The sequence below is a fragment of the Agromyces solani genome (assembly GCF_058349925.1).
The window spans coordinates 815,685-827,970 of record NZ_JBYRER010000001.1 but is presented as its reverse complement, the minus strand read 5'-3'; the positions used below and the strand labels follow the sequence as shown (position 1 = coordinate 827,970).

Here is a 12,286-nt window from a genome sequence, read left to right as displayed (position 1 = left end):
GGTGCTACGAGGCGAGGACCTCGTCGAGGACGGTCGAGGCCGCCTCCTCGTCGGTCTTCTCGGCGAGCGCGAGCTCGGAGATCAGGATCTGGCGGGCCTTCGCGAGCATGCGCTTCTCGCCGGCCGAGAGCCCGCGGTCCTGGTCGCGGCGCCAGAGGTCGCGGACGACCTCGGAGACCTTGATGACGTCGCCCGACGCGAGCTTCTCGAGGTTCGCCTTGTACCGGCGCGACCAGTTCGTCGGCTCTTCGGTGAACGGCGCGCGCAGCACCTCGAAGACCTTGTCGAGCCCCTCCTTGCCGATGACGTCGCGCACGCCGACGAGGTCGACGTTCTCGGCCGGGACCTCGATGACGAGGTCGCCCTGCGTGACGTTCAGCTTGAGGTAGAGCTTCTCTTCACCCTTGATGATCCGTTTCTTCACCTCGGTGATCGTTGCGGCTCCGTGGTGGGGGTAAACGACGGTCTCGCCAACCTCAAAAAGCATGAATAATAGTCCTTTCGGCAACTTTCAGGATATCACATTCACGATCGTGCTAAGGTTCGCCTCCCCTTCACGGGCGCACCTCCGCCGTGCGATATGCTCGGACTCGATCGCGTGCGCCACCGGGCGCGCGTGCGCACGCTCGCACTTGGAGGTTCTGTGAAGGCGCGTCTCGCGGCATCGGCCGCTCTGGCCCTCGGCATCGCGCTCGGCGCGAGCGGTTGCTCGATGGTCACCTATCAGGCGACGACCGAACCCTACGACGCGAGCGACGGCGTCGGGGTGAACGTCGGCGACCTTCACCTGCGCAACGTGCTCGTCGTGAGCGACGACGGCACCGACGGCACGCTCGTGCTCACGATCGTGAACGACGGCGCCGACGACGTCGACCTCGGCGTGCAGGTCGGCGGCGGCGAGACGCGCGTCATCCCGGTCGACGCGGGCGCCACCGTCGCCTTCGGCGTCGCCGACGAGGACGAGCTCGACATCGTGACGCCGCTCGTGCTCGAGAACATCGACACCATGCCGGGCGCGCTGCTGCCCATCTACTTCCAGTACGGCACGGCCGAGGGCGTCGAGAAGGAGGTCCCCGTGCTCGACGGGCGCCTCCCCGAGTACGCCGGCCTCCTCCCGGCCGAGGTCGCCGCGCAGAACGCCGAGGTCGCCGCAGAGGACGCGGAGATCGAGGCGGAGATCGCCGGCTGACCTCCCAGAGACCGTCGAACGAGGGCGGATGTCCCGGGCCACGCGCCCGGGGCGTCCGCCCTTCTTCATGCCCGGCTTCCGGCACGGGCGCCCGCAGCGCCCGTGCCGGTGACCGCACCACGGGGATCCGCCGGTGACGGCGTCCGTTCCCCCCCGCCCTCAGCCCTCGAATCGGTAGCCGAGCCCGCGCACCGTCACGAGCTGCACGGGCTCGGACGGCTGCGTCTCGATCTTCGAGCGGATGCGCTTGATGTGCACGTCGAGCGTCTTGGTGTCGCCGAAGTAGTCGGAGCCCCATACGCGGTCGATGAGCTGGCCGCGCGTGAGCACGCGGCCCGGATTGCGCATGAGCAGCTCGAGGAGCTCGAACTCCTTGAGCGGCATCGGCACCTGCACGCCGTCGACCTCGACCGTGTGGCGGTCGACGTCCATGCGGACGCGACCGCCCTCGAGCACGGACTCGTCGAAGTCCTCGATCTCGGTGCGCCGGCGCAGCACCGCCCGGATGCGCGCGAGGAGCTCGCGCGTCTTGTACGGCTTCGTCACGTAGTCGTCGGCGCCGAGCTCGAGCCCGACGACGATGTCGATCTCCGAGTCCTTCGCCGTCAGCATGATGATCGGCACGCTCGAGCGGTTGCGGAGCTCCCGGCACACCTCCGTGCCCGGAAGTCCGGGCAGCATGAGGTCGAGGAGCACGAGGTCGGCGCCCGCTCGGTCGAACGCGGCGATCGCCGCGGGGCCGTCGGCGGCGACCTCGACCTCGTAACCCTCGCGCTCGAGCAGGAAGCTCAGCGGGTCGGAGAGGGCGATCTCGTCTTCGACGAGCAGGATGCGGGTCACTGGTGTTCTCCTCGGTCGGATGCTGCGGCCTTCGCAGCGCGTCGGCGGTCGCCGGAGGCATCCGCGTTCGATGTCTTCGACGCCTTCGACGCCTTGGCCCCCTTGGGCGCCTTGGGCGCCTTGGGCGCCGAGGTCGACTCGCCGGCAACCGTGTCCGCAGCCCCGGGTGCCTCGCCGGCGAGCGGCAGCGTGATCATGAAGGTCGACCCGCGGCCGGGCTGCGACCAGACGCGCACGTCGCCGCCGTGGTTCTGGACGGTGTGCTTGACGATGCTGAGCCCGAGGCCCGAGCCTCCCGTGTTGCGGGAGCGCGCCTGGTCGACCCGGTAGAAGCGCTCGAAGACCCGATCGAGTTCGTCGGCGTCGATGCCGATGCCCTGGTCGGTCACCGCGATCTCGACCGCGTCGTCGACGACCTTCGTGCCGACGCCGACCCGGCCGCCCTCGTTCGAGTAGGCGATCGCGTTGGCCACGAGGTTGTGCACCGCGACGACCATGAGCGCACGGTCGCCGTAGACCTTCGCCCCCGTCGAGGCCTTGACGGCGACCTCGACGTGCTTGCCGCCCGCCACGACGCGGTTCTGGTCGACGGCCGCGGCGACGACCTCGTCGACGTCGACGAGGGTGTCGGGGCGCAGGGCGTCCTTCGCCTGCAGCCGGGAGAGCTCGATGACCTCGCTCGTGATGTGGGCGAGCCTGCTCGCCTCGACCGAGAGGCGCCCCGCGAAGCGCCGCACCTGATCGGGCTCGTCGGCCGCCTGGTCGAGCGCCTCGGCGAGCAGGCTCACCGAGGCGATCGGGGTCTTGAGCTCGTGGCTGATGTTCGCGACGAAGTCGCGCCGCACCTCGTCGAGGCGGTGCGCCTCGGTGCGGTCCTCGGCGAGCAGGAGCACGAACCGGGCGCCGAGCCGTGCGACCCGAACCCGGAGGCGCATGGTCACCTCGCCCTGCGGCGACCTCGCGACGGCGAGCTCCTCGGCGACGGGCTCGCCCGTGCGGCGCACGGTCGCGACGAGTTCCACGAGTTCGGGGTGCACGAGCGCCTGATGGCGCACGAGGCCCATGGCGAGGGCGCCGGGCGAGGCGCGCAGCACGTTGTTCGACGGGTCGAGCACGATGCCGGCGGACTCGAGGACCTCGAGCACCTGGTCGATGCCGTCGGGGATCGTCGGCGCGACGACCATCGCCGCGCTCGAGCCGCGGCGCTCGGCCATGTGCAGAACGATCATGAAGGCGGCGCCCAGGAAGAGCCCGAAGGCGAGCGCGGTGAGCACCGCCCACGTGGAGTCCATGGGTCCAGACTAACGACGCCGCGACGGACCGATCCGCCGTCTCGCCCGCCGTCGCGCGGTACGTTGGGGAGTGTTCACGGAGCCGGCACCTGTTGTTCACCTCCGCCGGAGAAGATGTCGCGGGTGCCGGAACCGACCCGGCCGATTCGTGCTGTGCGCGCGGACGACGAGAGACAGAGGTATTCCGAACATGCGTGAGGTGTTCCAGCAGGAGCTGGCCGAGGTGCAGGAGCGACTCGTCGAGATCGCCGACCTCGTCGCCGTCTCGATCGACAAGGCGACCCGGGCGTTCAACGAATCCGACGTGAGCCTGGCCGAGGAGGTGATCGCCGACGACGACAAGATCGACCAGGCGGCCGTCGAGCTCGACGAGCTCGCGATCACGATCCTCGCCCGCCAGCAGCCCGTCGCCCGCGACCTGCGGATCGTCGTGAGCGCACTGCGGGTCAGCGCGTCGCTCGAGCGGATGGGCGACATGTCGACCCACATCTCGCAGCTCGCCCGCTACCGGTTCCCCGACAAGGTCGTGCCGAAGTCGCTGCGCCCGACCTTCGCGGAGATGGGCCGGCTCGACGTCGAGATCGCGCGCAAGCTCGTCGAGCTCCTCCGCACGGAGGACGTGCACCTGGCCGAGGCGATCCGCAACGAGGACGACAAGGTCGACGCCCTGCACCTCTCGGTGTTCGACAAGGTGCTCGGCGAGAAGTGGAAGGGCGAGACCGTCGACACGGTCGACGCGACCCTCGCCAGCCGATACCACGAGCGCTTCGCCGACCACGCCGTGTCGATCGCGAAGAAGGTCCAGTACCTCGCGACGGGCGACTGGGACCCGGAGAAGTCCGCGCTCTGAGCGCGGCGCAGACGTGACGAGGGGGATGCCGTGACGGCATCCCCCTCGTTCGTCTCGGCGCGGCTCGCGCCTACTTCTTGCCCTGTGCGGCGACGGCGGCGGCGCCCGCGGCGGCGGCCTCGGGGTCGAGGTACTCCGCCGGCTTCGCCGGGCGGAAGTCGTCGTCGAGCTCGTAGACGAGCGGGATGCCGGTCGGGATGTTGAGCTCGGCGATGTCGTCGTCGCTGATGCCGTCGAGGTGCTTCACGAGCGCACGCAGGGAGTTGCCGTGGGCGGTGACGAGCACGGTCCTGCCCGCGGCGAGGTCGGGGACGATGCCCTCCTCCCAGTACGGCAGCATGCGGGCGATGACGTCCTTCAGGCACTCGGTCCGGGGCAGCTCGTCGTCGGTGAGCGACGCGTAGCGCGGGTCGCCGACCTGCGACCACTCGGAGTCGTCGGCGAGCACGGGCGGCGGGACGTCGAACGAACGGCGCCAGAGCTGGAACTGCTCGGGGCCGTACTTCTCGAGCGTCTCGGCCTTGTCGAGGCCCTGCAGCGCACCGTAGTGGCGCTCGTTGAGGCGCCACGTGCGACGGACGTCGATCCACGCGCGGTCGGCGACGTCGAGCGCGATGTTCGCGGTCTGGATGGCCCGGGTCAGCACCGAGGTGTGCAGCACGTCGGGCAGCAGGCCCGACTCGCGCAGCAGCTCGCCGGCGCGCGCGGCCTCGGTGCGGCCGAGCTCGGAGAGTCGCACGTCGACCCAACCGGTGAACAGGTTCTTCTGGTTCCATTCGCTGTTGCCGTGGCGGAGCAGCACGAGGGTGTGAGGCATGCGAACAGCCTACCGGCGAGGCATCCGGCGCCCCGTCGCGTGAAGCCCCGTGACCGGATGCCTCGGCCGAGCGCCTGACAGACTGGAGGCATGCCCGACGCCTCGCCCCACCCCCGGCGCCTGCGGCCCGGGCAGCGCGTGGGCACGGTGACCCGCGGCACGACGAACACCAACCGGCTTCGCCGGATCGACCGCTGGATCGCGGCGCACCCGGCATTCGTGCACGCACCGGACCCGTTCGTCGTCGACCTCGGGTACGGGGCGAGCGGTGTCACCACGCTCGAACTGGCCTCGCGGCTCTCGCACGTGCGGCCCGACGTGCACGTGCTCGGCCTCGAGATCGAGCCGGACCGGGTGCGCGTGGCCCGCGAGCAGCTCGCGCGGGTGCGAGCGGGCGACGCCCATTTCGACGCAGGACTCGCCGTCGACTTCGCGGTCGGGGGCTTCGAGGTGCCGACCCCCGGCAGCCGTCGGGCCGCGGTGATCCGCGCCTTCAACGTGCTGCGCCAGTACGACGAGGCCGACGTCCCGGGCGCCTGGCGGCTCATGACCTCGCGCCTCGCGCCCGGCGGCCTCGTCGTCGAGGGCACGTGCGACGAACTCGGTCGCGTCTCGAGCTGGGTCGGGCTCGGCGCGGAGGGGCCGCGCACGTTCACGATCAGCCTGCGCCGCTCGGGGCTCGAGCATCCGTCGATCGTGGCCGAGCGGCTGCCGAAGGCCCTGATCCACCGGAACGTCCCCGGCGAGCGCGTCCACGAGCTGCTCGAGGCGCTCGACACGTCGTGGCGGATGCATGCTCCGCTCGCGGTCTACGGACCCTCGCAGCGCTGGATCGCGATGGTCGCGACCCTGCGGCACGAGGGGTGGCCCGTGATCGGCGGCCCGCGTCGCAGTCGGCTCGGTGAACTCACGGTGCCGTGGTCAGCGGTCGCCCCCGCCTCGAGCGGGTGACGAATCCCCGTTCAGGCCCATATTCAGCGACCTTTCCGAAATCGCGAGTTCTGCGCCTGATCGCGCATTACAGAACATGCTCATCGAGTAAGACGGCGAACTCGACACATCTTTTGCTTGACGGACGACAAAAGTCTCCCTAGGTTCAGGACCGGGCTCGCACTCGATTCGTGATGGTTCGCGTGTCCAGCATTCGAAACCAACGGAGGTCTCATGCTGTCGAAGTTGCACCACGTCCTCGCCCGGCTTCTCGCCGGAACCGTCGCCGCGATCCTCGCCGCGGGCACGATCGCGACGACCGCCGCGCCAGCGCACGCGCACGACGGCGCCCATGTGCTGATCTTCACCAAGACCACGCAGTTCCGGCACACGGACGCGATCGACACGGGCACGCCGCTCATCACGGCCGCGCTCGAAGCCGAGGGCATGGAGGTGACGCACACCGAGGACTCGACGATCTTCAACGACACCGATCTCGCGGGCTTCGACGCGCTCATCATGTTCCAGGCGTCGGGAGACCCGTGGAACGGGGAGCAGAAGGCGGCGCTCGAGCGCTACCAGCAGGCCGGTGGCGGGATCGTCGCGATCCACAACGCGACCGACATGCGCGGCAACTACCCGTGGTGGGACCAGCTCGTCGGCTCGCTCATGCCCGGGCATGCGGCGACCGGCACCGACCCGGGCCAGCCGGGCACGGTGCGCATCGAGGACGACACGCACCCCTCGACGACGCACTTCGACGACGCGCGCTGGGAACGCTCCGACGAGTGGTACAACTTCTCGAACAACGTGCGCGGCACCGCGCACGTGCTCGCCTCGATGGACGAGTCGACGTACGACGCCGGCGGCAACGCCATGGGCTACGACCACCCGATCTCGTGGTGCAAGCCCTACGACGGCGGGCGCGCCTGGGCGACCGCGATGGGGCACTTCGGCTCGCACTACCTGGAGCCCGACTTCATGGCCCACATCGTCGGCGGCGTGAAGTACGCCGCGGGCATCGAGCCCGGCGACTGCGGCGGCACCGTCTGGAAGAACTTCGAGAAGGTCGTGCTCGACGAGAACACGTCGGCACCGTTCGCGATGGACATCGCCGAGGACGGCCGGGTGTTCTACACCGAGCTCGTCCGCGGCCAGGTGCGCGTGTGGGATCCGACGACGAACAGCGTCACGACCGCGCTCGAGCTCGACGTCTACTCCGGCGGCGAGGACGGCCTGCTCGGCATCGCGCTCGACCCCGACTTCACCGACAACGGCCGCGTGTACCTCTACCGGTCGCCCGGCTCGGCGGACGACGCCGACCCCGCCAACTTCTTCAGCCGCGTCTCCCGCTTCACGATGGAGAACGGCGTCATCGACCCGGCCTCCGAGGAACTCATCATCGAGGTGCCGGCCCGACGCCTTCCCGACGAGCCCGGCCACACCGGCGGCGGGCTCGACTTCGACGCCGACGGCAACCTGTACCTCGGCGTCGGCGACGACGTGAACCCCCACTCGGAGCCGTCGGGCGGCTATGCACCGCTGTCGACCCGCGACGGCACCTTCCACGACGCCCGCGCGACCTCGGCGAACACCAACGACCTGCGCGGCAAGCTCCTCCGAATCACGCCGAAGGCCGACGGCCCGGGCTACACGGTCCCGGAGGGCAATCTCTTCCCCGAGGCCGACGACGCGGGCGACAAGACCCGTCCCGAGATCTACGCGATGGGCTTCCGCAATCCGTTCCGCTTCTCGGTCGACCAGCGGACCGGCTGGATCAGCCTCGCCGACTACTCCCCCGACAACGGCACGGACGCGCCCGACACCCGTGGACCCGCCGGCATCGCCGAGTGGAACCTCATCAAGAGCCCCGGCAACTACGGCTGGCCGCTCTGCATGGGCGACAACGAGCCGTTCCGCGACGTCGACTACACGACCGACCCGGTCACGGTCGGCGGCTTCTTCGACTGCGACGCGCCGGTCAACGACTCGCCGCGCAACACGGGCCTCACCGAACTGCCTGCGGCCCGCGCTGCGGACATGTGGTACGGCTACAACCGGTCGTCGGTGCCCGAGACGATCCCCGAGGGCGGCGGCCTCGCCCCCATGGGCGGGCCGGTCTACGACTACGACCCGGACCTCGTGTCCGACACGAAGTTCCCCGAGTCGTACGACGGCAAGCCGTTCTTCTACGAGTGGGCGCGCAACAGGATGTACTCGATCCAACTGAAGGATCCGGCGGCCGGATCGGGATCGCAGGTCGAGAAGGTCAACGCCTTCCTGCCGCAGGAGCAGTTCCTCGCGCCGATCGATTCGAAGTTCGGCCCCGACGGATCGCTCTACGTGCTCGACTGGGGCGGCGGCTTCGGGCGTGACAACCCGAACTCCGGGCTCCACCGCATCGACTACATCCAGGGATCCCGCTCGCCCATCGCGAAGATCTCGGTCGACCGCGACTCGGGCCCGGCTCCGCTCGAGGTCTCGTTCGACGGCTCGGCCTCGACCGACCCCGAGCACGCAGCGCTCGCGTACGCGTGGGATTTCGACGGCGACGGCACGACCGACGCGACGACCCCGACGGCGAGCCACGCCTACGCGGAGACCGGGGTCTACGACGCGCGCCTCACGGTGACCGACCCGGCCGGCAAGACGGGCACGACCACCGCGCCGATCACCGTCGGCAACACCCGGCCCGAGGTCGACATCTCGCTGCCGCCGAACGGAGCATTCTTCGACTTCGGCGACGACCTGTCCTGGGCGGCGCAGGTGACCGACCCCGACGACGGCACCGTCGACGGATCGGAGCTCATCATCCAACCCGCGCTCGGGCACGACGAGCACGCCCACCCGCTGACGCCGCTCAGCGGATTCACCGGCACCACCGAGACGAGCCTCGGCGGACACGCGCCGGATGAGGACATCTTCTTCGCGATCGACGCCCGCTACACCGACCACGGCGACGAGGGCGGCGAGAACCCGCTCACGGGCTCGGCGACGACGCTCGTCTTCCCGAAGCTCAAGCAGGCGGAGTTCTTCGACAGCTCGGCGCCCGGGGTCGACGTGTCCCCGAGCCGCGACACGGAGGGCGGCGAAGCCGACCGAGTCGTCGCCGCGAGCGACGGCGAGTGGGTCCACTACGACCCCGTCAGCTTCCACCGCGTCGACAAGCTCGCGCTCCGGGTCTCGGCGACCGCGGAAGGTTCGATCGAGCTCCGCGACGGCGCCGCCGACGGCGCGCTGCTCGCGACCGCCGACGTGCCGGTGACGGGGTCGACGAAGTTCGTCGACGTCGTCGTCGACGTGAGCGCGCTGCCGGGCGACTCGCTCGACCTCTACCTCGTGTTCCGCGGAGGCGAGACCAAGCTCAACTTCATCGAGGCGCTCGGGCGAGGGTCCTCCCCGACCTCCGCACCCGACGTCGCGATCACCGCACCGGCGGCGGGGGTCGAGCTCGAGCCCGGGCAGGACGTCGCGATCGAGGCCGAGGCCGGCGACCCGTACAACGCCGACGGCACCGTCACCGCCGTCGAGTTCTTCGTCGACGGCGAGTCGATCGGCATCGACGACACCGCACCGTACGCGGCGACGCTCGCGGCTCCGGAGGAGGGGCTCTACGAGCTCACCGCCGTCGCGACGAACGAGGCGGGCAAGTCGCGCACCTCGCGCACCGTCGTCGCGCAGGTGGGCGAGCTCTTCGGCGACCTCGTGCCGTTCACGAACGCCGACGGCGTGTTCGAGCGTCTCGGCGACGGCCGGTTCCGCATCACCGGCGCGGGCGACGACACGTGGCAGGGCGTCGACGAGTACTCGACCCTGTACGCGCCGGCGGCCGGTGACGAGGACTGGGAGGCGGTCGTGAAGGTCGACGCCCAGCAGAACACGAACGGGTCGGCGAAGGCCGGCGTGATCGTGCGCAACGACCTCACGCAGCCCGGCACCTCGCCCGGATACGCGATGGTCGGCATCCGCCCCTCGGGCGGCGTCGAGTTCCTCGCCGATCCCGACGGCAACGGGCAGCTCAACACGTCGGTCGCGGGCGGCACGACGAGCTACCCCGTCTGGGTGAAGCTCAAGCGCTCGGATGCCTCGTACACGGCGTACTTCTCGAAGAACGGCACGAGCTGGACCCAGGTCGGCGGCGCCGTGGCCCTCACGGGCGCGGCGAACACGCAGGACGTCGGCATGTTCATGGTGTCGCACGCGAGCGGACCCGGCACCGTCGACTTCGCCGACTTCGCGATCGACACCGACCCGACGGATCCCGAGCCCGAGCTGCCGCTCGAACCGCTCATGTGCGAGGGGGCACCGCTCTCCGACGAGTTCGACGGCCCCGTCGTCGCCGCCTCGTGGGCGCTGCGATCGGGCGCCCTGCCCGTCACGCAGTCGAACGGGGCGCTCAACCTGCCGGTGACGACGGCCGACATCAACGAGGCGTCGACCGGCCCCGTGAGCTTCGCGGGCAAGCCGCTGCCGACCGGTGCCTGGAAGGCGACGACGAAGCTCACGCTCGCGCACACCTCGCATTGGCAGTGGGCCGGTCTCGTGGTGCACCAGAGCGACGACGAGTACAACAAGCTCGCCTTCGTACGGAACCAGAACGGCAACCGTTTCGTCGAGTTCCAGTCCGAGACGGGCGGTTCGCGTTCGACGCCGGCCGCGCCGACCCTGCCCGCCGACTTCCCGTCGACGATCCACCTCGAGCTGACGAGCGACGGCACCACCCTCACGGGTGCGTACTCCGCCGACGGCACGAGCTGGACTCCGCTCGCGGGGAGCCTGCAGCTCAAGGCGAACGCCCGGATCGGCATCATGGCGGCCGGCGACCTCGGCAGCACGCCGGTGGTTGCGAAGGCCGACTGGTTCCGGTTCGCGCCGGAGCCCGCGCCCGGCGAGCCGGTGACGCCGAACGACGACTTCGACGGCGCGTCGCTCGACGGCTGCCGCTGGTCGGAGACCGTGCGCTACGACTCGAACCACGTGGAGGTCGCCGACGGCCACCTGAAGATCGAGACGCAGCCGGGCGATGTCAACGGCACGAACCCGATCTCGCCGCGCAACTTCATCCTCACCGAGGCGCCCGAGGGCGACTGGGTGGCGACGACGAGGTTCAGGGCACCGCTGAAGCACCGCTGGCAGCTCGCCGGGCTCATGATGTGGACCGACGACGACAACTATGTGAAGGCCGACGTCGTCGCCTACAACAACCCGGGCACGGCCCTCGACCTGCGGGCCGAGCTCGCGGGCGAGGTCGCCGCGCAGGGCATCGGCAACCGCCAGATCGACATCGCGAACTCGAGCGAGAGCGGGTACTGGTACATCCGGGTGACGAAGACGGGCGACGTGTACACGGCCGAGGTGAGCGACGGCGGCATCAACTGGACCTCGATCGGCGCGGGCATCACCTTCGACCGGCCGCTGCGCGGGCTCGGCCTGATGGCGATCGGTCCGCAGCAGGAGGAGCCGGTGGTGGTCGAGTTCGACTCGTTCGCGCTCGACGCCGAGTCCGACGACACGACCGCGCCGACGACCGGGCTCTCGTGGACGCCCGCGGAGCCCGACGGCGATGCCGGCTGGTACACGTCCGCGCCGAGCTTCGAGCTCTCGGCGGGCGACGGCGACGGATCGGGCGTCGCGACGACCGAGTACGCGATCGGCGACGGCGACTGGACCGCCTACTCGGAGCCGGTCTCGGTCGCGACCCAGGGCGAGGTGACCGTCGCGTTCCGCTCGACCGATACCGCCGGCAACGTCGAGGAGGCGGGATCGTCGACCGTCGCCATCGACACGGTGGCGCCCGTCACCACGGCGACGGTCGAGGCGGGCGACGGCGACGCCCGGGTCACGCTGAGCGCGACCGACGACACGTCGGGTGCGACCGGCACCGAGTTCCGGGTGGACGGCGGCGAGTGGGCGGCATACGCCGACCCGTTCGTCGTGACCGGACCCGGCGAGCACACGGTCGACTACCGCTCGGTCGACGCCGCGGGCAACGTCGAGGACCAGCAGACGGCGCAGCTCACGATCGACGAACCCCTGCCCATCGAGATGGGCGTCACGGCGACCGCCGAGACCCAGTGCCTCGCCGGCACGGCGCAGGTCGCCGTCTATGCGGCGAACACGGGCAACACGCCGGTCGACCTCGTGATCACGACCCCGTGGGGCGACCACGAGATCGCGGACGTGGCGGCGGGCTCGGCCGTGTACCACCTCTTCGACACCGGTGCGGCGAAGCTCAAGAAGGGCACGCTCCTGGTGACCGTCCGCCATGCGGACGGCGAACACGAGGCAGAGGCGCGCGCGTCGTACGCCAAGGCCACGTGCAGGTGATCGCATGACGACGGCCCCGGCGCTCCCGCGGCGGGGCCGTC

At 70.4% G+C, this 12,286-nt stretch carries 8 protein-coding genes; 4 read left to right on the top strand and 4 right to left on the bottom strand.

Going from position 1 to position 12,286, the window contains the following annotated elements:
* Positions 1 to 4: 4 nt before the first annotated feature.
* Positions 5 to 487 carry a CarD family transcriptional regulator gene (locus AC3RJ7_RS03800; protein ID WP_022889889.1) on the bottom strand — a complete coding sequence of 161 codons (483 nt, stop codon included), beginning with the start codon at positions 485 to 487 and terminating at the stop codon, positions 5 to 7.
* Positions 488 to 580: 93 nt separating this feature from the next.
* On the opposite strand from AC3RJ7_RS03800, the gene AC3RJ7_RS03795 reads away from it, so the two are divergent.
* Positions 581 to 1,189, top strand: coding sequence for a hypothetical protein (locus tag AC3RJ7_RS03795; protein WP_491454495.1), 609 nt, complete (start codon positions 581 to 583; stop codon positions 1,187 to 1,189).
* 159 nt (positions 1,190 to 1,348) lie between these two features.
* Here AC3RJ7_RS03795 and AC3RJ7_RS03790 read toward each other — a convergent pair whose 3' ends face one another.
* Both AC3RJ7_RS03790 and AC3RJ7_RS03785 read right to left on the bottom strand, forming a co-directional pair.
* A complete protein-coding gene (locus AC3RJ7_RS03790) occupies positions 1,349 to 2,029 on the bottom strand; it encodes a winged helix-turn-helix domain-containing protein (RefSeq protein WP_491454494.1) in 681 nt (226 codons plus the stop codon).
* Positions 2,026 to 3,321 (bottom strand): sensor histidine kinase, encoded by a 1,296-nt coding sequence (locus AC3RJ7_RS03785; protein ID WP_491454493.1) that lies wholly within the window; start codon positions 3,319 to 3,321, stop codon positions 2,026 to 2,028. The genes AC3RJ7_RS03790 and AC3RJ7_RS03785 overlap by 4 nt, the downstream gene beginning before the upstream one ends.
* A 190-nt stretch (positions 3,322 to 3,511) precedes the next feature.
* Here AC3RJ7_RS03785 and phoU point away from each other — a divergent pair, with 190 nt between their 5' ends.
* The gene (phoU, locus tag AC3RJ7_RS03780) at positions 3,512 to 4,171 is read left to right on the top strand and encodes a phosphate signaling complex protein PhoU (protein ID WP_491454492.1); all 660 of its coding nucleotides are present in this window, start codon (positions 3,512 to 3,514) and stop codon (positions 4,169 to 4,171) included.
* A 70-nt stretch (positions 4,172 to 4,241) separates the two neighbouring features.
* On the opposite strand, the gene AC3RJ7_RS03775 is transcribed toward phoU, so the two are convergent.
* Positions 4,242 to 4,988 (bottom strand): phosphoglyceromutase, encoded by a 747-nt coding sequence (locus AC3RJ7_RS03775; RefSeq protein WP_491454491.1) that lies wholly within the window; start codon positions 4,986 to 4,988, stop codon positions 4,242 to 4,244.
* A gap of 90 nt (positions 4,989 to 5,078) precedes the next feature.
* Between AC3RJ7_RS03775 and AC3RJ7_RS03770 the strand changes: the two genes are divergently transcribed.
* Both AC3RJ7_RS03770 and AC3RJ7_RS03765 read left to right on the top strand, forming a co-directional pair.
* A complete protein-coding gene (locus AC3RJ7_RS03770; RefSeq protein ID WP_491454490.1) occupies positions 5,079 to 5,939 on the top strand; it encodes a class I SAM-dependent methyltransferase in 861 nt (286 codons plus the stop codon).
* A gap of 213 nt (positions 5,940 to 6,152) precedes the next feature.
* On the top strand, positions 6,153 to 12,245 hold the full coding sequence (locus tag AC3RJ7_RS03765; protein WP_491454489.1) for a ThuA domain-containing protein: 6,093 nt from the start codon (positions 6,153 to 6,155) through the stop codon (positions 12,243 to 12,245).
* The last annotated feature ends 41 nt before the right edge of the window (positions 12,246 to 12,286 follow it).